Source organism: Chryseobacterium aurantiacum (assembly GCF_003020585.1).
Taxonomy (GTDB): Bacteria; Bacteroidota; Bacteroidia; order Flavobacteriales; family Weeksellaceae; genus Chryseobacterium; species Chryseobacterium aurantiacum.
In genome coordinates this window covers 225,452-246,942 of record NZ_PXUE01000004.1, presented here as the reverse complement: position 1 = coordinate 246,942, position 21,491 = coordinate 225,452, and the positions used below count along the sequence as shown (strand labels likewise).

The window sequence follows — 21,491 nt, the reverse complement described above, 5'->3', positions numbered from 1 at the left end:
TTATAGATCTCTGTTTGATTTATTGCTTTGCTTTATCAAGTGTCGTTTTGGAATCATACTTCGATTATAAGCCATCAGGCCGTAGGTTCAATCCCTGTCATTCTTGTTGTAAACGGAATGTAGCTCAGAAGATAGAGCAGATGGAAAAGAAAGATTCCTACATTTTTACCTTGATAATTTATAAAAGAGTGTCGTAGAAAAGGCTTACTTCGGTAAATCTTATGATATTGGTTCAACTCCAAAACAGATCATGAAAATGATCTGGCGAGTCTTTTTAATCTTTTGCCTCTTTTTAAAAAAATAATACAATGAATATACCAAGTAACCTTACTGAATTTTTATACTGGGTCAAAGAACGTACAGAAAAACTTTGGTCTATGGATGATGAAAATTGTCCTAAAGGATTTTATGGTGCCAAATGGCAAGGGCTTTCTAAAGAACAGATTGATCAAATTGAGAAAAAATATAAAATCAGTTTTATTCCTGAGCATAAAGAATTTTTAAAGATTCTTCATACGATTGACAAAAAAGAAATTATTGAATATGAGGATGATGGAGAACTGATTATTGAAGAACGTAATTTCTTTTATAATTGGCTTGCCGATGAAAAAGAAGTCTTAGAAATAATAGAGGGTTTCTATAGCTGGATGAAGCACGATGTGAATGAGGAAAGTCAGGTTTGGCTTAATTCATGGGGGGTAAAACCTATATCTTTGGAAAAGAGAATAGAAGTTTTTGAAGAATGGTTTTCTCATCTTCCGGCTCTTTTACCTTTAAGAGGTCTCCGATATATTATAAGTGATGAAAATCTTGAATGGAAGCCTATTATTTCTTTAGGATCTTCTGATATTATTGTTATGGGTTGGGATTTAAGAACTTATTTATTAAATGAATTAAGTAACTATCTTGATATTTATATTGATGTATATGATGAAGAAGACCAAATGTTTTATCCTGAACTTATTGATGAGGTAAAGAATATATTTGATGAAAATTTTAAGTATGACCAAACCAAAGATATTCCTTATCTGAAAGAAAGAATTCTCTATTGGTCCAGCGGATGGAGTAGTTTCGGTTTAAGTTATTATCCGGAAAATGCCATCATTCATCCTGTTATTAAAACTGATATTGCTGAAGAAGAAAAATAAATGATAATCAGGTGTCGTCTTAGAATCATACTTCGAGATTGAGTAAACATTGGGTCGCAGGTTCGAATCCTGCCTTTTCCCTCGAAAAGGAGAGGTAGCTCAGCAGGTAGAGCAAATGCACGGAAGATTCTGAAAATATTACCTTGATTTTGACAAAGAGTGCCGTAAAAAAGACCTACTTCGGTTTAATTTGGTTCGACTCCAGAAAGTCATGAAAATGATTTTGTAAAAGTCTTTTTGAACTTAGCCTCTTTTTTATTTGAAAACAAAACAAGTGCTGTAGAAAAGTGTTACTTCGATCATCACGACGGGGACACGGGTTCGAGCCCCGTCTCTTCCACAAAAAAAGCACAATTATTATAGGAAGAGTAGCTCAGCTGGTAGAGCACGACATCACTTTTTGCTTGTTGCCTTGTTTTATTATAAGTGTCGTTAGAAAAAGCTCCATCGTCACGCAATTTGGGGAGGAATAGCGAAGTCTGTAACTTCGACAAGGTTATCCGGTTCGACTCCGGCAAGTGTAGCCCCGCGCTTTTTCTGATAGTTACCTTTACAAAAAAGCCGATATGTTATTTATCGGCTTTTTTTATTGGATCTTTAAGCTCTTCCTCAAACATTAATTTCCATTTTGTAAGAGTAGTTCGGCTTATTTTATATTTTTTAGACATGTAACTGGTAGAATGGCCATGCTTCTTTTGATACTGAAGAAGCTTGAGCATGGTTTTCTTGTCATAAGTTTTAAGCTTTTGATTATTTTTCTGGCCCTCTCTGGATGGCTTGAAAAGTCTGTCATTGAACTTAAGAACATCTTCAGTAGTATCCAGTTTGCCAAGAAGTTCCTTGATCTTTGGATCTTTTAATTTGTCCGGATATTCTAACTTAAGCATATCCTGGTAAATCTTTTTGTAATTAGGACGCATTTTTTACCAATTTATCCGTTCGTATTATCACTTTTCTGAAGCCATCTGTGAAGAGTACTTTTAGGAATAGAGTATTCTTTAATAACTTCGCTTTGTGTCATTTCACCGGAAAGAATTCTTTTCATAATAAATTCTTTAATTTCCTGAGTATAAATATTTTTTCTGAAATATGGAATTTTATCCGATTTCTGCTGATTTTTGTTCACCGCTGCAGGTGGCGCATATAGAATAAGATGTGAACTGTAGAGCCTGAAGAAATCATATTCCAATAATTTACTCCATCTTAGAAGAAGATCTGTATCTATTGATCTAGTATTGTACATGTCTTCCACAGCACTTTCATCTTTCCCCAGAAATTTACATATTCTCTCTACTGTTATTTCGCTTTCATCAACCCTCTCTTTAATAAACTTTCCAATATGGATCTCTTTGTATAACATTTTTATTTAATATTATCTATATTGTTAAAACTTATGCATAAGAAAACGCAAAATAGGTAGTATATATTACTTATGAACTATAAAATATAATTCACTCAATTTTGAAATCGAAAAAATTAATGGATTATTTAAGGGGGTTAGGACACCATAAATAAGACCATGAAATCTTTAAAAACGGATCAGGATAGCTTAATATCTAAAAAAGGACGTGCTTGTTGTCACTTTGAAGCACTTTTAGGCATATTGCTTATTCTCAATGGGTTTATAACTCTTCTTCTTTTTCAAACTTCTTTTTTCTACCATTTGTGTAAATAATATATAACCTATTAAAGCTTCTTGATGCAATTTTATTTACATTCAGCTTTTATTTATTGTATGATTGTATATGTGTTGACAACCAGTTTTTTATGCTTAGAATATTGTGTTTAGTACCTAATAATCTGCTTAATTGTTTTCAAATTTAAACAAAAATAAGAACCTATAACCAAGAGAAATATAAAAAAGTTTGTTTATGTAGTAATTTTAATTAAAATTAACATAGTATTTGAACAGATGTGTGAATTATTCCAATGGGTGAAATTGCGATGTGAGAAACAGAATAAAAAATTGCTTACCATTCGCCAAGTATATACCTTTGCAGCTCAATGAAAAATACCATAAGCTTATTCGATTTCTCGAAGAAAATTAATTATAAAAACGAATTGCTGGCAGGCTTTACCGTTGCAATGACCATGATTCCGGAATCTCTTTCATTTGCAATACTGGCAGGACTTTCTCCGCTCACAGGACTTTATGCTGCCTGTCTGATGGGGTTGATAACAGCTATTTTGGGTGGACGCCCGGGAATGGTGTCAGGAGGAGCAGGAGCTACCATTGTTGTACTCATTGCCCTGATAAAATCCCACGGAATAGACTACCTTTTTGCTACTGTAGCATTGGCGGGAATTCTTCAGATGCTGGTAGGTATTTTTAAATTAGGAAAATTTGTTAGGCTTATTCCGCAACCGGTTATGTACGGCTTTTTAAATGGTTTGGCGATCATCATTTTTATGGCGCAGGTCGAACAATTTAAAATTACAGACAGCAATGGAGTAGTAAGCTGGCTGCAGGGGGCTCCATTATATATTATGGCGGGTTTAACGGCCCTTACCATTGCGGTCGTATATTTTTTTCCTAAACTCACCAAGGCAATTCCTGCGTCTTTAGCAGCAATTATTGTAATATTTGCAGTGGTTTTAGGCTTTAATATCCCAACCAAAACAGTGGCGGATATTGCCCATATCAGTGGCAATCTTCCAAGTTTTCATATTCCTCAGGTTCCTTTTTCTATTGATACCTTGCAGATTATTTTTCCTTATGCACTCATCATGGCAGGTGTAGGGCTTATTGAATCTCTTTTAACCCTATCTATGGTAGATGAAATTACCAATTCAAAAGGAAATGCAAATAAAGAATCAGTAGCTCAGGGATTGGCGAATATTACCAACGGTTTTTTCGGTGGAATGGGTGGTTGTGCTATGGTTGCGCAAACCTTGGTGAATCTTAATGCGGGTTCCCGAGCAAGGCTGTCAGGGATTATAGCCTCCCTTATGATTTTAATGATCATTCTTTTCGGAGCTCCAATTATTGAAAAAATTCCTATGGCAGCATTGGTGGGAGTAATGATGATGGTTGCCATAAGTACCTTTCAGTGGGTTTCCATCAGAATTGTAAATAAAATGCCGAAGTCGGATATATTTGTTGGCGTTACAGTAGCCCTTATCACTGTTGTTTTACATAATCTGGCCTTGGCAGTACTGGTAGGAGTAATTATCGCAGCCTTGGTTTTTGCCTGGGATAACGCCAAAAGAATCCGAGCCAAAAAATACGAGGATGAGCATGGAGTAAAGCATTACGAAATATATGGTCCCTTGTTTTTTGGTTCAGCTACAGCTTTTGCAGACAAGTTCGATCCCATGAATGACCCTGATGAAGTGGTTATAGACTTTAAAGAAAGCCGTATTGTGGATATGAGTGCCATTGATGCTTTGGATAAATTGTCAAAACGCTACAAGCAGCAAGGAAAAACAGTCTTTCTTCGCCATCTCAGCGAAGATTGCCGCAAAATGCTGAAAAATGCAGAAGCCGTTGTAGAAGTTAATATACAGGAAGATCCTACATACAAGGTAATGCCGGAAAAATAGAAGATAAAAATTAACAAGCAGTGTGAAATAAGGGTGAACGATTCACAATAAAAAATCTACAATAATTAAACAAGGATCATAATTTATTTTATGGTCCTTGTTTTTGCTTCAGGCTTCCTCAAATCATAAAATATCTTAAAACAGAAAACTAAAGGTATGCATTTATGATAAAAATTTTATCTTTGGGAAGAATAGAAAACTAAACACTTGTTGATGATTAAAAAATTTTAAATCTTTTTCAAGAAAGCTAAATAAAAACTTTTAACTTAAAACATATTGAAAACAGATATCGACATTCACAACCACTGTCATTTTTCTTTTGACCTGTGGCTTACCCTAATAAAATCTCATCCTGAATTTAAAACAAAAAGAGTTGAGCTGTTCTCCTCATTTTTTAAAGTAGATAAACCGATAGATGAAGTTGCAAAAACCGTAAAATATTATGACGATCTCTGCAATACCATTAATGAGGTTACAGGAGGGAATATAGATACTTTTGAGATTTATCTTATGATTTTGGGGGCATTGGATGTAGATGTAAAGCTTTTAAATAAAGAGAAACTGAATGAGTTTTATGTAAAAAGTGAAGACCTGTTCTTAGAATATAAACCGGTTGTCATATTTGAGAATATTCATGATTTTTTTGATAAAATTAAAAATCAGGGAAAGACAATTAATATCCTAAGCAATACCGGGTTTATTAAAGGAAAAACAATGCGAAAGTTTCTGGTTCATGAAAATTTGGATCAGTATATAGATTTTCACATTTATTCTGATGAGATGAACTGTTCCAAACCGAACCCACTTATTTTTCAGGAAGTGAAAAATAACATTAAAGATCAGGAGTTACCAATGAGTCAGATTTTACACATCGGAGACAATCCGGTTGCTGATTATAAAGGAGCAAGAGACTTTGGTTTCAGTGCACATTTACTTAAACACTAAAAATAAACATGAATAAAAGATACAGCTTACACCGCATTCATTCAGCAGATGAGTTTACATTCTCACCTGCAGAATACAGCTATTTTAAGTATGGCGATAAGTCGTATGCTGAAAAATTTGCAAAAGAATTATTCGAGGGATTTATTTCCGAAAATGAAGAACTTTTACACACGGGTAAAGAGATCGTAGTACTTCCAAGTCCGTATATGGCTATTCCTACTGCTTCTAACTTCTTATGTTTTTATTTTAAAAAACATTTGGATTTTTATCTTTTTCAGAAAGGACATAAGTCTAGTATTTTATCAAAAATCAACAGAAATCACACCTATATTACAGATTATGGAAACCTTAATTTTGAGGACCGCAAAAATCTGATATCCAATGATACTTATTATATTGACAAGGACTTTTTACGAGGAAAACTTTGTATTTTTATAGACGATATAAAAATTACGGGAAGTCATGAATATACGGTACACAAAATCCTGGATGAATATGATGTAAAGGCAGATTTTGTCTTTCTATACTATGCTGAGCTGATGAATTTTGAGCTTGATCCTAAAATTGAAAACTTTTTCAATTACTATGCTGTTAAAAATATACACCACATTGCAGAAGTAATGAATAAGCCAAGTTTTGAATTCAATACAAGAATTGTAAAATATATTTTAGGCCTGGATTCAAGTAATTTTGACTATCTTACGTCTAAAGTAAAGAAGGGACAGATGGACCTCCTTTTGGAGCTTGCCATCAGTAACAATTATCATTTAATAAAAGAATATAAAAATAACATCAATACTTTAACACAAACGGAATTATATTATGGCTATTAACTTACAAAAAGGACAAAGAGAAAATATTAACGCACCTAAATTTACTGTAGGTTTAGGATGGGATATCAATAATACTTCTACAGGAACTGGGTTCGATCTTGATGCATCTTTATTTTTGTTGGGCGACGACAAAAAATTAGTTTCAGATAATCACTTTATTTTTTATAATAACCTTGAATCTCCGGACAAATCAGTAATTCATACAGGAGATAATCTTACAGGTGAAGGAGCTGGAGATGATGAGCAAATCAAAATTGATCTTACAAAAATTGATGATGCTATCAAGGAAATTACCGTAGTGGTAACCATCCATGAAGCAGATGCAAGAAAACAGAACTTTGGGCAGGTAAGAAATTCTTTTATCAGAATCTTCAATACCGATACGAATGAAGAAATCTTAAAATATGAATTAGATGAAGATTTCTCAATCGAAACTGCAGTAGAATTCGGAAGAATCTACAACAGAAACGGAGAATGGAAATTTGAAGCTGTTGGGGCAGGACAAAGAGACGGCCTTGACAAATTTGTATCAATTTATCAGAAGTAATCATCATGGATAATCAAGAAAATCAACCAATGGATCCTCTTGGATCAATTGAACCCCTTAAAACATTTGAGCCCGCTCCAATGGCTACCCCGAACATGCCTGTTCAAAATACAGCACCAGCGGTTCTGGTAGACAGAGACGGAAATGTAAACCTGGCTCAGATGCAGTCAGAAGAACGTCAGAAATATGAAGTTCTTGCCAACTCTATTGATGAAGCTAATCCGGGGTCAATTGTAAATTTCGGAGCAGAACTTCAGAAAACTTTAACCAACCAGAGTGATAGCTTCTTAGGAAATGTAAGAAGATCAAACTCAGGAGAAGTAGGTGGACTTATTAATGACTTATTGGTAGAGCTTAACTATGTAGATGTAGATGAGCTTCACGGAAATAAAGTTAAAAGCTTCCTGAGCAAATTGCCATTCATGAAGAAAGTAATTACTCAGGTGGAAAATTTGTTTGCAAAATATGATAAAATTATCAATAATATTGAGCAAATCTCTTATAAAGTAAATGCAGGAATCATTACTTCTACAAAGGATAATGCTGTTTTGCAGACAATCTTTGAAAGTAATGTAAACTCCATTAAGCAGATCGAAGATCTTGTGATTGCAGGAAACATAAGAATGGAAAGAGCAGCGGTGGAACTTGCAGAAATGGAAGCCAACCCTCAAAGTTTCCAGGATTATCAGATTGCAGATAAAAGAGATTTTATTGCAAGATTAGACAGAAGAATGGCTGATCTTAAGGTAGTACGTGTCATTATGATGCAGTCGCTTCCACAGATCAGACTGGTACAGAATAACAACGTTTCTATTGCAGAAAAAGCACAGACCATTCTTACCACAACTCTTCCTGTATGGAAAAACCAGCTTTCTCTTGCCGTTGCCATGTACAGACAGCAGCAGAATATTGAAATCCAGCAGAAAGTATCTGCTACTACAGAAGAGATCTTAAGAAAGAATGCAGAACGTCTTGGTCAGAACTCTGTAAATGTAGCCAGAGCCAATGAGCAAACGATTGTGTCTGTAGAAACATTGAGAGAAACAACTTCAATGTTAATCAATACTTTAAATGAAGTAAAACAGATCCAGAAACAAGGAGCTGATAACAGAAGAAAACTTGATCAGGATCTTCAGACATTGGAGCATGAATTAAAAGCGAATGTCAGAGGTTAATTTATAGGATACAAAGGTGGAGGGAGATGCAGCAACCATATTGTCACAAAGCAAAAGAAGATTAACAAGACTTAAGCTTCTGGCTAATTTTTTTGAACATATTGATATCATATCAATTTATATCAAAACAGATATTATCCACAATCTGTTTCAGGAAAATGCAGCCTTAGATTACAATAAGTTGGAACTTTTCCACCTCCAGTATACCGACAGCCTCATTGAATTGCTTACTAAAATTAAAAGACAGAAAGAAAATGATATGTTGACTGTCATTAATGAAATTGACATCAACAAAAAGTATATTGAAGGCTTTGAAGAAAGACGGGTAGATAGTTTTCAGACCGACAGGAAAATGTACAGCGGTGTATTTTCCCAACATTTGAAAGCTTTGTATAAAGACCTTACAGAAGATATTTTTACGGTCAATTGGGATAATGTACTGTATTTTCATAAGAAATATGCTCAGGAGTTTTATAGAACAGAAGCAGATGAATCACTGCTGAAGATTGGAAATTTTCCGGCCTATCAGTATAAAGATTATTCCATTGAAAGGAAGCTCTTGGGGAGACTAAATATACAAGGATTTAAAGTCCGTTTTGTTTGTGGTTACCTCATCGGAATCCATGAATATGAGCTTTTCAAAATCTTTCAGTCTGATGATTATTTTATTTTCGATATTGATGATAAAAAGCTTTATCTTTTCGACAAGGAACTGGATAAGCTTGATGTCTCTGAAAACCAGTCGAATCAGAGTGCTATTATCGATCAGCTTAAAACAAAGAATGAGCAGCTGGAAAATAGTATGAACGAAAGAAAACGAAACCTGCCCATAGAAGTAGAGGGAGTTTTGAAAGACTATATCAGAAATCTGGAAAATATAGATATTATGAGCAAAATATTCGCTTTTGATGAAGAAACAAATATTCTGCGTGCAATGCTTAATTTGAATTTGAATAACAACTAAACATAAAAAGATGGCTATCAACTTACAAAAAGGTCAGAGAATCAACCTTAAAAAAGAAAACGGAGCTGAGCTTTCCCAAGCTTGTGTAGGAATCAACTGGGGAGCAATTGAAAAAAAAGGCCTTTTCGGAACTAAAAAAGAAGCAGTAGACTTAGATGGAAGCTGTATTTTGTATGATTCCAACAAAAATGTTACAGAGGTAGTTTACTTTGGTAATCTGAAATCCAGAAACGGATCTGTAAGACACAGCGGAGACGACCTTACAGGTGATGTAAATGGTGATGATGGATTGGATAACGAAGTTATCACGGTAGACTTCAGTAACCTTGAGCCAAATGTAGACCATGTTGCATTGGTGCTAAACAGCTATCAAGGGCAGGATTTCGGAACTATTCCTTTTGCTTCTATCCGTATTTATGAGGGAACTCCTACCAATGTAAAAGAAGTTTTTGCTAAATATGACATCGCAAATGATGCCTCTTTCAAAGGACACGTTGCTATGGTAATGGGAGTTTTTTATAGAAGAAACGGAGAATGGAAATTCAATGCTATCGGAGATCCTACAGCGGACAGAAAGCTTGAGCAGACCATCCAAACGGTACAGATGAATTATTTATAATCATTTATAAATCAAAAAGGTAAATAAAATAGCAATATTTGTACTCTGTACATCTATTGCTTTTATCATATAATAACATAACTCAAGTGGAACATCAAAGTATTTTAGAACTGCACCCTGGCCTGGTGTGGGGATTTGCGATAACAGTGGTTATCATGCTACTCCTGGACTTAGGAGTCTTCAACAAAAAAAGTCATGAAGTATCTTCCAAGGAGGCAACCATCTGGTCTGTTGTATGGATCTCGCTTTCTATGGTATTCTCAGGAGTCGTGTATTGGGTATTCAATACAGACGGAACCCCTGAAAGCCACGCATTGGCAATAGAGAAATTTACACAGTATCAGGCTGCCTATTGGATTGAGAAAGCTCTTTCTGTGGATAACCTCTTCGTATTTATCCTTGTTTTCGGTTTCTTTAAGGTTCCGAAATTTCTCCATCATAAGGTTCTTTTTTGGGGAATCATTGGTGCGTTGATCTTCAGAGCAATATTTATTTTTGCCGGTGTAGGATTAATTAACCTTACTTATCTTCCTGATATGACTATCTTCGGAGAAGTAGTTAAAATTAATGTGGTAATGACCCTGTTTGGTTTATTCCTTGTATATGCGGGAATCAAGTCATGGGGAGACGGTGGCGATGATGATGATGAAGATTACAGCAATACGGCCGGAGCAAGATTAATTAAAAGCTTCTGGAAAGTTTCTGATAACTATGATGGAGATAAATTCTTCACCATGCAGAACGGAATCAAAATGGCAACTCCTCTTTTGGTAGTAGTTGGGGTTATCGAATTTACAGACGTTCTTTTTGCAGTAGATTCTATCCCTGCTATTTTTGCAATTTCTAATGACCCGTTCATCCTTTATACATCGAATATCTTTGCTATTTTAGGACTTAGATCATTGTATTTCCTACTGGCTAACTTTATTCACATGTTCAGCAAACTTCCATACGGATTGGCTATTATCCTTTCCTTTATTGGAGTTAAAATGCTTATTGCCCCTTGGATCCATATTCCATCACCTATTTCCTTAGGAATTGTAGGAGGAGTATTGGTAATCTCGGTTCTTTTATCTGTTATCTTCCCTGAAAAAGAAGAAGATAAGAAAGAAGAGTTGGAAGAAAAATAATCATATTTAAAATATATAAAAAGCCTCCGGAATTAAATTCCGGAGGCTTTTTGGTTTACAAAGATTCTTGTTGGAAAATGCTGTGCACAAAGAGAATAAACATTTTGTTTTTTTAGACGCAGAAAGATCGAAGATTTTCAGCAGTATTCTTTCTTAACCGTCAGCTTTATCAAGAATGATAGTTTACAGTATTAATTTTATCGAAGATAAAATCCTTGCGCCCTTAATACTCAGTGTTTATAAAAGTTAGCGACTTTGCGTTATCCAATATTTTCAAACTAAATTATTTAAAAAATGAAACAGACAGATCAGTCTGTTCTTTGGTTTTTTTCATATATTTGTTCCAGAAAAGAAAAGCAATATGAAACCTCCAAGAGAAAGAATCATAGAAACCACATTCCAGCTATTTGCCAGACAGGGGTATAACTCTACCGGAATCAATCAGATCATTTCCGAAGCAGAAGTAGCCAGAGCAAGTTTCTATCAGCATTTTAAATCCAAGGAAGATCTGTGTGTAGAATTTCTGAATGTGAGACATGAATATTGGTTTAGTGAACTCAATAGCTTTTTAGAAAAAGAAAAAGATCCAAAATCTAAGATCATCAAAGCTTTTGATTTTCTCATTTATATGAATGAAAAAGAAAACTTCAGAGGTTGCAGTTTCCTAAATATTTTATCAGAAATCCCTGGAGATAACATTAAAATTCTAAATGTGATCCAATCTCATAAAGCTGACCTTAGAAGCTATTTTTTAGAAATATTGAAGGTTGAGCAGATTTCCGATCATATATACATGCTTTTTGAAAGTAGTATCATAGAAAGCCAGCTTTTTAAATCCAATGAATTAATTAAAAAATCAAGAAAAATAGCCACCAATTTAATACAATAAATTATGGAACAGAAACATCCGCTTCCTCCTTTTACCCTTGAAACGGCAAAGGAAAAGATCCAAATGGCAGAAGACGCCTGGAACAGCCAGGATCCTGAAAAGATCTCGAAAGCATATACCATCAATAGCGAATGGCGAAACAGAGATACATTCGTTAATGGAAGAGAAGAGATTGTAAGATTTCTTCAAAAAAAGTGGGAAAAGGAACTTCATTATAACCTTAAAAAAGAATATTGGGCACACACAGATAATCGCATTGCTGTTCGTTTTGAATATGAATATCAAACAAAAGACGGAAGATGGTTCAGGGCCTATGGAAATGAGAACTGGGAATTTGACGAAAATGGCTTAATGGCAAAAAGATATGCAAGCATCAATGATTTAGCCATAAAAGAAGAGGACCGAAAATTCAAATAAAAGTATCAAGGCTGTTGTAATGACGGTCTTTTTTATGCTTTTATTCAAGGACAACAGATTTAAAATTTACAATTCACTTTTTTTTCCATGCAAAAGTTTATTAATCTTCCGCCTTGTCTGTACAGATACTTTATAGGCTTCATCACGAAGTTTCTGTATTTTTCCTACCGGTTGAAAAATAGCCTTACTTTCAAAAGGATTAAATGAAAGTAGTTCATTGCTACAGTCACGAGGATCCAGTAAAGAACCTTTATTTATTTTTACTTCACCTATTTTAATGAAAGGCGAATTTTTCCACTCTACATTCAACTTGTTGATGGGCTGGTCTTTCAAATCATAGCAAAGCTGTATTAAAACATCAACTGTGAAATCATTGTCATGGAAAAAATCTTTTAAAGCATTTTTTGTATTTTCTTTTTTACCTATATTTTTATCTACAGACTTTGGACTTAGTTTTATCTTTATCATATGATCTCCCAAACGGTAAGTTCCTACAGAATGATAATCAAATGATAAGATAAAATCATTCTTTTTACTGATCAGCTTTATTCCATTTTTGATAAAAGAACCTGTTAAAACAGAGGGAAGTACTTTAAATATCTGGGTAATCAGAGGAAATAGACTGCTCCATTTTTTGATGTAAAAATGATTAATAGCTGTAAATAATTTTAAAAAAGTAGAAACGGAATTAACAGGGAATAATGGAAAATTGACCAACGGATAATTGGAAAGCAAATTATTATTCTCATCCCGGATCTGTACCGCAAATCCATAGGCCGGAAGATCCTTTTTGGAGTTTTTAATTTTCAATTGAGCATTGGAAAACCTGATAGTCAGATCAAACTTTTCCTTATCAAAAAAAGGAAGCAATGATTCCGGAATCCCCGGATCTATCCAAAAGGTTCCCTTTGCTACTGCATAGGTTTTCGCATGAGCATTTCTGGTAGCATAGTTAACGTCACTTATAGAAGAAGATTGTTCAACAAAATCTGCAATAGATTTTTTATTGATTTCCAGAAGCATTTTTTCCTCCTCATTAAGTTCATCGAACTTCTTGTTATATTTTAGTGGATTTGGCATTTAGTTTTTAAATTCAATTATAACACCAACTTTCGAAATTTGTGTTAAGAGATTATTACAATTATTTGAATTTTAATGAAAAGCATGAGTGAAATAACAAAATAAAACTCAGTATAGATACACGATATCAATTGAAGTATATTTTAAATAATTGATTTTTAATGCTTTCTGTTTCTTGTATTCTACTTCCGCTAACAAATCTTATCTTTGTAAAAAATTATAATATGGGAGTAGCAGATATGTTATTTAAACGTAAAAAAGAATTAGCAGAAAAGAACCTTAACGACGGTAAGGAATATATGGAGGAGTATGGTAAGAGAGAAAGCGTGGTACAATTACCTAGCGGCTTACAATACGAAATCATTACGGAAGGGGATGGTGCAAAACCAGGACCTAAATCTACCGTAAAATGCCACTATCACGGAACTACTATCTCAGGTAAGGTTTTTGATAGTTCTGTAAAAAGAGGAACACCTGCATCTTTTCCTTTAAACAGAGTAATTAGCGGATGGACTGAAGCTCTTCAGTTAATGTCTGTTGGGAGCAAATGGAGATTAATTATTCCTCCGCATTTGGCTTATGGAGATCAGGAGATCAGCAAGGAAATAGGCCCAAACAGTACGCTTGTTTTTGAAGTGGAATTGTTAGCAATTAAATAATCCGACTTAAAAATAGATTAAAAATTTACCTGAATTCAGGTAAATTTTTTTATTTGTATTATATTCGTATTGATAAATTGTAATGCAGCAGATTGACGATTTTAAATAATTCCCCAACTGATACACAAAAATAGATTGAATGAAAAAACTTTTTTATCTTTTTATTGTTCTCGGTCTGCTTACTTCTTGTGTTTCCAAGAAGAATCAGATGATTCAGCAGAATATATTAACCCTTAAGGATAGTTACTGTAAGGCCCCTTTTAAATATAATTACAGCAACAGGGTACCATCCCATAACTCAGATTCTATTTTACTCGCCAATAAAGAATTGAAAGCGATGTTCTCGGACCAAAGTATTCTCATCCTGAATGCCCTGGATAATTTGGATGAAGTTCATGACATCATGGAGCTTAAAAAAGATTCATCCTTAGCTTCCCAGGTTAAAGTTTTACAGTTAAAGACCAAAATAAATAGCAAAATAACCATTGCCCTGACAGAATTGGATGCCGTAGCTGCAGAATTTGATTGTGAGGGAGAAAGAGTTGCACAAATAGGAAATTACGTAGATAATCTTAATTCTTCAAGAAATAATAAGCTGATTTTATACTCAATTATTGCGGGAGCAGCAGCTTCCATAGCCGGTGGAATTGTAAAAGATGAGGGCTGGAGCAATACCATTGATATCAGCGGAGGGGTACTTGGTGCAGGTTTTGGTCTGGCAACACTTAATCCAAAAGGAAAAAAAGTGGAATTTATTCACCAAAGAAACCTCTTAAGAGATATCTGGAGAGAAAGACTGGAGTCTCCAAACTTTCCCCCATTTATCTGGTATATGTATACAGAGAAGAAGTTCTCCAATAGAGAAGAACGCTCCATTATTGGAAATATGAAAGAAAGATGGCTTCATTATCAATTTGATGATGATAAAAATAAGGCTGATCAGTCTGTCATTTTTAGTGATGGCGGCTTTTATAGGGCAGATGATCTTCACAATAGAGCTGCAATGCTTAATCAGATGCAGTCTGCAACAAGAACCATTAATCAAAACATCAATTATTTACTGCTGGATTTGGATAAATTAATCCTTTAAGAAAAAATTAATTGTAATAATACTTGTTACAATTAAAAAATTGTTTACCTTTGCAATGTAATTACAATGAATAATACAAGATTTGCTACGGCAATACATATAATGACCTTATTGGCGAAAAGTCCTCAGGAATGGCTCACTTCTGAATGGATTGCCGGTAGTATCAACGTAAACGCGGTTATCGTTCGTAAAGAGATCAGTGTATTGAGAGAAGCAGGGATGATTACGAGCAGACAAGGTAAAGTAGGGGGAACTCAACTGGCGAAGAATGCAGATGCAATCACCATTTCCGAGATTTATGGAGCCGTGAAGAATACAGAGGTTTTGGGAAAGAAAAATCAAAATCCTAACCCTGCCTGCAGCGTTGGAAAGGAAATTAATATTCATTTAAATACATTATTTGATGAAACAGATCAATTGGTTATTAAATTTTTAGGAAATAAGTCATTGCAGGAATTTGCAGACCAGTTCGAGTAAAATTTTTTAGCTATAAATGTAACAATATTTATTACAATTTAATTTTAAAAATAAAACATTATGAAAAAAGTAGCAGTAATCGGTGCAACAGGATTTGTAGGATCGCACATTGTAAAAGAATTAGCAGACAGAGGATATGCTGTAGAAGCTTTAGTAAGAGATGCATCTAAGGTGCAGACACAGGAAAATGTAACCGCAAAAAGCGTTGATGTAAACAATGTAACAGAACTGGCAGATGCTTTGAAAGGAAGTGATGCTGTCATCAGTGCTTTCAATGCAGGATGGACGAACCCTAATCTTTACAATGATTTTTTGAACGGCTCTGAAAATATTGAAAAAGCAGTGGAAACATCAGGGGTAAAAAGACTAATCGTAGTAGGAGGGGCAGGAAGCCTTTATACACCCGATAATGTACAAATTGTAGACACACCGGACTTCCCGGATGCTTACAAGCCTGGAGCAACTGCAGCAAGAGATTATTTAAACAAGATCAAAGAAAATAATACACTGGACTGGACGTTCTTTAGCCCTGCTGTGGAGATGAACCAAGCTAACGTAGGGGCAAGAACTGCACAATACAGAACTTCATTAGAAACACCCGTATTTGATGAAAACGGAAGAAGCCGCCTTTCAGTAGAAGATGTAGCAGTAGTTTTGGTTGACGAATTGGAGCAGAACAACCATATCCGTGAACGTTTTACAGCAGCTTATTAATCTAAAAGAACAAAAATGTTAAAAAGAAAATTATTATCAGTTATTGCCATTCTAGGGTTCATCAGCATATTTGCGGGTAACCTTAAGGTGAAAGTCTATAATCCCGGAACCAAGGCTATTTTTCCAATTACTTCTACCATTATTTATGGAGATAAAGATGCCATGCTTATTGACGCCCAGTTTCAGAAGCAATATGCAGAACAGCTGGTAAAAGAAATAAAAGCAACAGGAAAAAACCTGAAAACTGTTTTTATTTCTCACAGTGATCCTGATTTCTATTTTGGACTGGATGTGATTAAGAAAGCATTTCCAAACGTAAGAATCATTTCTACAGCACAAACAGCCTATCTTATTTCTGCTTCAAAGGACGATAAGCTTGCGGTTTGGAAATCACAGTTGAGAACAGACGCTCCATCAGAAATTATAATTCCGGAAGCAGTAACTTCTATTCCTGATCTTGAAGGAAACAAAATTGAAATAAAACAGAATTCTGATGATCCGGCACATAGCTTTCTTTGGATTCCGTCTATCAAAACAGTAGCAGGAGGAATTTCGGTTTCTGTTGACTCACATCTTTGGATGGCCGATACCCAGAATGTAAAGGCAATTGACCAATGGATTGGACAAATTGATGCAATGAAGATCCTGAAACCTGAACAGGTAGTTCCTTCACATTTTGCCAAACAATCTCTGTCTCCCAAATCTTTAGATTTTGTAAAAGGTTATCTTGAAAACTATAAAAAAGCAGTTACAGAAAATAAAACCTCATCTGCAATCGTAGACTTTATGGTGAAACAATATCCAAATCTTCCTGGAAAAGATGAACTGGGAATGGGTGCGAAAGTATTTCTGGGAGAAATGGATTGGGATCTAAAATCACCTTATCCTGCAATTGGTAAAAAATTGGAAGTTGATTTTGGAGCAGTAAAATTCCTTTTGGATTTTAAAGATAACAAAACAATGACCTTTACCGGAACGGCAGGAAGTTCAAAAAATAGCACAGATACAGTAGAGTATACAGCAGTGGAAGTGGCAAAAAATGTGTTTATGGTGTATTGGCACGAACCACACTTAGGCTTCAATGTTACTCATATTCAGGATTACAACAAGAATATAGTGTATTCCAATATTGCAGGTCCTGATGGTACATTTACACACCCGAAAGGAACAATCAGGATTTTAAAGTAAAAAATATTTTAAAATAAATCTGTAAGAGAATAAAATAGGCTGTCTTAGCAATAAGACAGCCTATTTTATGTTATAGATTCATAAACAACCTCGGATTCACCGGAGTATTGTTCTTATGTACTTCATAATGGAGGTGAGGGCCTGTAGAACGGCCGGAATTTCCGGATTTTGCGATCACCTGACCTACTTTTACCTTATCATTCACTTTGGAAACAAGTTGTGATAAATGTCCATAAAGAGTGGCTAATCCATTTCCGTGGGAAACAATTACACAATTTCCGTAGCCTCCTTTTTGTCCGGAAAAAATGATTGTTCCGGCAGCAGCTGCTCTTACATCAGAGCCAAAAGCTACAGCAATATCCAATCCTTTATGGAACTGCATCTGATCTGCTTCAGCAGGTGGATTATTTTTTTCAGCAGGAGCTGCTTTGGAAGTTGTAGTACCAGCCACTGTTTTCGAAGCAGAGCCAGAAGTACCGGATGTAGAAGCAACAGGAGCCGCTTTTGGAGTTACCATTACTTTTACCTCTCTTTTATTTCCATAGCTGTCTGTAAGTTCAACTATTTTTTCCACAGGTTCAGCTTTTACTTCAGGTTTAGCCGCCACGGGAGCCGCCGACTTGGTTTCTGTTGTAGTACCTGTTTTTACCGATGCGTACACCGTTCGGAATGGGATAGGATTTTTTCTTACTCCAAAATTAGAGGAAATATATCCGTCTGTTGGCATTCCCAAAGGAACCTGCATCAGTTTTTTTTGTAGATCCATCAGATACTGGCTGTATCTATTGGCTTGCTTGGAAAGATAGATAGAATTGGCAATGCTGTCCTGATCAAGCATCATTAGCTTTTCATTCGAAATGTCCTTAGATTTAAGGAAAGAATTAAGTTGACCAACAGTTTGATCTACCAGGGTAAGATCTGTTTTCATCTTTAGATAATCTACACTGTCTTTTTCAGTGTTTATTTTTACAAGGTTTACTTCATAATTTTTGTCATCCCTTTCAGAGAAGAGCTTTGCAATAAAGACTCCTTGTGCAAAAACTACTAGCAAAAGTCCTCCCAGGAGAATGTTTACGTTCTTCTTGCTGTTTAGAAATTTTTTCATATTTCCTTTCTTAGAATTATTTAAAACGGTTTTGAAGCTGCAAATTTAATTAAAAATAAGTTTTGTGGGTTATTCTTAACTAAAATTCAGTTTTTTCTGTATCTAACGTTGAATTAGTTATTTAATTGTGTTGAGATGTTATTTTTTTCAGAAAATGGTTTTTGTCATGGCTTTAGGCACCTCGTTAAATCTTTGTTTAATATATTTGCAGTTCACAATCCAATTATGGCTAAAAAGAAAACAAATTCAGAATCTTCGAATCCAAAAAAGACGAAAAAAGACATTTCTGTAGGGGTAGTAGGAAGCGGAAGTTTTGCAACTGCTATCGTAAAAATGCTTGTTGAAAACTGTAAAGTAGTGCATTGGTGCGTAAGAAGTGAGTTCGTAAAAGGAGCAATTGAACTTCGTGGACATAATCCCACTTACCTTACCGCTGCTACTTTTAATCTTAAAAGTTTAAAGCTGACAACGGATATCAATGAATTGGTTTCTGCCTGTGATGTCATTGTTTTGGCAACACCATCCATCTATCTGTCTGATACAATGGATAAAATGACCTGCGATTATTCTGATAAAATATTTATTTCAGCAATTAAAGGAATTATCCCTAAGGTTAATGATGTGGTTGCCCATTATCTGCGTGATGAGTTTAAAATTGGTTTCAGAAATCAGGCTGTTATTGCAGGTCCGTGTCATGCAGAAGAAGTGGCTATGGAAAGACTTTCATACCTTACAATAGCTACTGTTGAAGATGAAGTTGCAGAAAAACTTGAGGAAGTCTTCAGTTCAGATTTTATCAAAGTGCAAACCAGTAAAGATATCCTGGGAAATGAATATAGTGCAATTCTTAAAAATATTTTTGCAATTGGAGCAGGAATAGCAAGTGGTTTAGGATATGGAGATAACTTTACAGCAGTCTTTGTTTCCAATGCAATCCGTGAGATGGAAACATTCCTGGAAGCAATCTATGAAGCACCAAGAGATGTAAATGAAAGTGCATATCTGGGAGATCTTTTAGTGACCGCTTACTCATTGTTCTCAAGAAACAGAAACCTTGGGAACCTCATCGGAAAAGGATATACTGTCAAATCTGCAATTCAGTCCATGAATATGGTGGCAGAGGGATATTATGCAGCAGATTCAATCTACAAAACGGCAAAGCAAAAGAACCTTAAACTACCAATTATTGATACAGTTTATGCCATTCTTTATGAAGGTAAAAGTGCTGAGAAGCAGTTTAAAAAATTAACAGCAAAACTGAACTAAAAAAAATAAGGTTTTAATCACTAAAACCTTATTTTCAAAATATTGTAAAATCAAACTTAAGCACTTGGTGCTTAAGTTTTTTTATTGGCTCATTTTAGTAATCAAAAGTGCTAGAGATGATCGTATGTTAAGATTACTTGCTGTAAATCCGTTTCCTGTATCAAATTCAAACTTTTGTTTTATGGTTGTAGGAGCCGTTAGTTTTATAAAATAACTTCCCTGGAAAAAAGTAAAAGAACTTGATAGCTGACACATTCTATTGACTTCAGTGATGGTAGTTCCCGTTGCTGCATTGGTAAGATAAGATCTTGTACACGTAAAGTTTTGAGAAAGGTACTGTGTATTAGCCGTTCCGTTATTGTTGTTCGCGTTACTGGAGTCTACAGAATAACGAATAATGTATGTACCAGCCGGTAACGTGATGGTAGAAGTATCTGTTCCCAAAGAAGCTCCGGTAATTTTATTGGAAGCTACAGTGAAGCTTGTTAAGGTATTATTGGTACTTCCGGTAGGTATAAGGACCCCTGAGTTAATAATCAATGACATATTTTGAGGCTCAGAACCGGAAATAATAATACGTTGCCACTGATCTCTGATCCAGATATAATACCCTTTCGGAAAAGTGGAAGCTCCTCCGTTGTTATAAATAATAAGTCCGTCTGTAGGATTAGATATCGGGGATGAAGTGCTGTTGAGGACTACCAGATCATATTGAGGAAAAAGAACCCCTTTATTTGATGAATTGATGTCCAGAACACTACTTGCATTAGGCGCGTTTGTATTAATGCCTACCTGTGCGTACATGTTTGTACAGAAAAGTAGGATAAAGATACAGGCAGTATAAATAGATGTTTTCATTTTTCAATTAATTATTGGTTAAGGGCTGATCTTTGAATGTCAATCTTAGCATTGGTGATAATAATCTCCCCATTATTAGGAGTAGTACCTCCAGCTCCCAATTGATATGTTCCACCTGCATCATGAGCAATAGCAGGTACTAAAATAATTGGCGTTGCAGAAGTAGCAACAAAAGAAAAACTCAGGTTTAAAGTATGGGTTTTATTGCTAGCTATTGATTGTGCATTGATGCTGATTGTTTTTCCATACTGGTTTCCATTGGATGGATCTATGAGCTTTACTAAATATTGATGCAAGTGAACAGACGTTCCACCAATTCCGGCTGTTGAACTTTCAATAGCTGTTTTTACGTTTAAACATACATTTACCAGATAGCCGCTGTTGCCCGGAAGAGTAATAATTCCGTTAGAGTTATTGTACAACGCACCAATGTCATTCGATACAACGGTAAAGGCCGCATCATTGAAGTTTTTAAATGTACCGTTGGCCAAACCTCCTAATATATTGTAATCAGTAGTTCTTTGAAGCATCATATAACTTACCAGATTATAAGTGTCAGCCAGTTGGGTCCATCTGTTATTCTTCCAAAGATAGAAACCGGGACTTATTGAATTTCCTTTATTGTATACCACTAGGCCTTCCGTAGGATTATTTACCGGTGATGTATTGTTCAATATATCTGTAATATCAACTCTCGGAAGAAGAACTCCTTTATTGGTAGATTGAGATACTTCCAGAACAGCTGAGCTATTAACAGTAGTTTTCCCAATAGCAACTTGTGCATATATGATTTGCGCTATGATTAATAATAGCAGGATATAACTTTTTTTCATATGTTCCATGT

23 protein-coding genes are annotated in these 21,491 nt (G+C 35.0%); 17 read left to right on the top strand and 6 right to left on the bottom strand.

Going from position 1 to position 21,491, the window contains the following annotated elements; genetic code table 11:
- Window positions 1-308 precede the first annotated feature (308 nt).
- Complete coding sequence (locus C7D53_RS15455) at window positions 309-1,148, top strand: SMI1/KNR4 family protein (RefSeq protein WP_106917327.1); 840 nt, start codon at window positions 309-311, stop codon at window positions 1,146-1,148.
- 569 nt (window positions 1,149-1,717) lie between these two features.
- Here C7D53_RS15455 and C7D53_RS15450 read toward each other — a convergent pair.
- Window positions 1,718-2,035 carry a helix-turn-helix domain-containing protein gene (locus tag C7D53_RS15450; RefSeq protein WP_228422375.1) on the bottom strand — a complete coding sequence of 106 codons (318 nt, stop codon included), beginning with the start codon at window positions 2,033-2,035 and terminating at the stop codon, window positions 1,718-1,720.
- Window positions 2,036-2,079: 44 nt separating this feature from the next.
- Window positions 2,080-2,508 carry a transposase gene (locus C7D53_RS15445; RefSeq protein ID WP_106917325.1) on the bottom strand — a complete coding sequence of 143 codons (429 nt, stop codon included), beginning with the start codon at window positions 2,506-2,508 and terminating at the stop codon, window positions 2,080-2,082.
- Between the two features lie 644 nt (window positions 2,509-3,152).
- Here C7D53_RS15445 and C7D53_RS15440 point away from each other — a divergent pair.
- The 10 genes from C7D53_RS15440 (at window position 3,153) to C7D53_RS15395 (ending at window position 12,210) form a co-directional block, all read left to right on the top strand.
- Window positions 3,153-4,691 (top strand): SulP family inorganic anion transporter, encoded by a 1,539-nt coding sequence (locus C7D53_RS15440; RefSeq protein ID WP_106917324.1) that lies wholly within the window; start codon window positions 3,153-3,155, stop codon window positions 4,689-4,691.
- Window positions 4,692-4,967: 276 nt separating this feature from the next.
- Window positions 4,968-5,636, top strand: a complete 669-nt coding sequence (locus tag C7D53_RS15435; RefSeq protein ID WP_106917323.1) for an HAD family hydrolase — start codon at window positions 4,968-4,970, stop codon at window positions 5,634-5,636.
- Between the two features lie 8 nt (window positions 5,637-5,644).
- On the top strand, window positions 5,645-6,469 hold the full coding sequence (locus C7D53_RS15430) for a phosphoribosyltransferase family protein (RefSeq protein ID WP_106917322.1): 825 nt from the start codon (window positions 5,645-5,647) through the stop codon (window positions 6,467-6,469).
- Window positions 6,459-7,016 (top strand): TerD family protein, encoded by a 558-nt coding sequence (locus C7D53_RS15425; protein WP_076356307.1) that lies wholly within the window; start codon window positions 6,459-6,461, stop codon window positions 7,014-7,016. The genes C7D53_RS15430 and C7D53_RS15425 overlap by 11 nt, the downstream gene beginning before the upstream one ends.
- 5 nt (window positions 7,017-7,021) lie before the next feature.
- The gene (locus C7D53_RS15420) at window positions 7,022-8,191 is read left to right on the top strand and encodes a toxic anion resistance protein (RefSeq protein ID WP_228422373.1); all 1,170 of its coding nucleotides are present in this window, start codon (window positions 7,022-7,024) and stop codon (window positions 8,189-8,191) included.
- Window positions 8,192-8,207: 16 nt separating this feature from the next.
- Window positions 8,208-9,155, top strand: coding sequence for a hypothetical protein (locus tag C7D53_RS15415; protein ID WP_106917321.1), 948 nt, complete (start codon window positions 8,208-8,210; stop codon window positions 9,153-9,155).
- 10 nt (window positions 9,156-9,165) lie between these two features.
- Window positions 9,166-9,774, top strand: coding sequence for a TerD family protein (locus tag C7D53_RS15410; protein WP_106917320.1), 609 nt, complete (start codon window positions 9,166-9,168; stop codon window positions 9,772-9,774).
- An 86-nt stretch (window positions 9,775-9,860) separates the two neighbouring features.
- Window positions 9,861-10,904, top strand: a complete 1,044-nt coding sequence (locus tag C7D53_RS15405; protein ID WP_106917319.1) for a TerC/Alx family metal homeostasis membrane protein — start codon at window positions 9,861-9,863, stop codon at window positions 10,902-10,904.
- 361 nt (window positions 10,905-11,265) lie between these two features.
- Window positions 11,266-11,793 carry a TetR/AcrR family transcriptional regulator gene (locus C7D53_RS15400; protein ID WP_106917318.1) on the top strand — a complete coding sequence of 176 codons (528 nt, stop codon included), beginning with the start codon at window positions 11,266-11,268 and terminating at the stop codon, window positions 11,791-11,793.
- Window positions 11,794-11,796: 3 nt separating this feature from the next.
- Window positions 11,797-12,210, top strand: coding sequence for a nuclear transport factor 2 family protein (locus tag C7D53_RS15395; RefSeq protein ID WP_185126705.1), 414 nt, complete (start codon window positions 11,797-11,799; stop codon window positions 12,208-12,210).
- 66 nt (window positions 12,211-12,276) lie between these two features.
- Here the strand turns inward: C7D53_RS15395 and C7D53_RS15390 are convergent, their stop codons facing one another.
- Complete coding sequence (locus C7D53_RS15390) at window positions 12,277-13,290, bottom strand: catalase family protein (RefSeq protein ID WP_106917316.1); 1,014 nt, start codon at window positions 13,288-13,290, stop codon at window positions 12,277-12,279.
- 224 nt (window positions 13,291-13,514) lie between these two features.
- Between C7D53_RS15390 and C7D53_RS15385 the strand changes: the two genes are divergently transcribed.
- The 5 genes from C7D53_RS15385 (at window position 13,515) to C7D53_RS15365 (ending at window position 17,418) form a co-directional block, all read left to right on the top strand.
- Complete coding sequence (locus C7D53_RS15385; protein WP_106917439.1) at window positions 13,515-13,949, top strand: FKBP-type peptidyl-prolyl cis-trans isomerase; 435 nt, start codon at window positions 13,515-13,517, stop codon at window positions 13,947-13,949.
- Between the two features lie 139 nt (window positions 13,950-14,088).
- Window positions 14,089-15,039: a hypothetical protein gene (locus C7D53_RS15380; RefSeq protein WP_106917315.1), complete on the top strand. Its 951-nt coding sequence runs from the start codon at window positions 14,089-14,091 to the stop codon at window positions 15,037-15,039.
- A gap of 66 nt (window positions 15,040-15,105) precedes the next feature.
- Entirely contained in the window at window positions 15,106-15,516 is a 411-nt protein-coding gene (locus C7D53_RS15375; protein WP_106917314.1) for an Rrf2 family transcriptional regulator, read from the top strand.
- A gap of 60 nt (window positions 15,517-15,576) precedes the next feature.
- Window positions 15,577-16,230, top strand: coding sequence for an NAD(P)-dependent oxidoreductase (locus tag C7D53_RS15370; protein ID WP_106917313.1), 654 nt, complete (start codon window positions 15,577-15,579; stop codon window positions 16,228-16,230).
- Between the two features lie 15 nt (window positions 16,231-16,245).
- Complete coding sequence (locus C7D53_RS15365; protein ID WP_106917312.1) at window positions 16,246-17,418, top strand: MBL fold metallo-hydrolase; 1,173 nt, start codon at window positions 16,246-16,248, stop codon at window positions 17,416-17,418.
- Window positions 17,419-17,488: 70 nt separating this feature from the next.
- On the opposite strand, the gene C7D53_RS15360 is transcribed toward C7D53_RS15365, so the two are convergent.
- Entirely contained in the window at window positions 17,489-18,523 is a 1,035-nt protein-coding gene (locus tag C7D53_RS15360; RefSeq protein ID WP_106917311.1) for a M23 family metallopeptidase, read from the bottom strand.
- 225 nt (window positions 18,524-18,748) lie between these two features.
- On the opposite strand from C7D53_RS15360, the gene C7D53_RS15355 reads away from it, so the two are divergent.
- Window positions 18,749-19,789, top strand: coding sequence for an NAD(P)H-dependent glycerol-3-phosphate dehydrogenase (locus tag C7D53_RS15355; protein ID WP_106917310.1), 1,041 nt, complete (start codon window positions 18,749-18,751; stop codon window positions 19,787-19,789).
- Between the two features lie 81 nt (window positions 19,790-19,870).
- Here C7D53_RS15355 and C7D53_RS15350 read toward each other — a convergent pair whose 3' ends face one another.
- Together C7D53_RS15350 and C7D53_RS15345 are read right to left on the bottom strand one after the other, a co-directional pair.
- Complete coding sequence (locus C7D53_RS15350) at window positions 19,871-20,647, bottom strand: hypothetical protein (RefSeq protein WP_162926196.1); 777 nt, start codon at window positions 20,645-20,647, stop codon at window positions 19,871-19,873.
- A gap of 11 nt (window positions 20,648-20,658) precedes the next feature.
- Entirely contained in the window at window positions 20,659-21,480 is an 822-nt protein-coding gene (locus C7D53_RS15345) for a hypothetical protein (protein WP_162926195.1), read from the bottom strand.
- Between the last annotated feature and the right edge of the window lie 11 nt (window positions 21,481-21,491).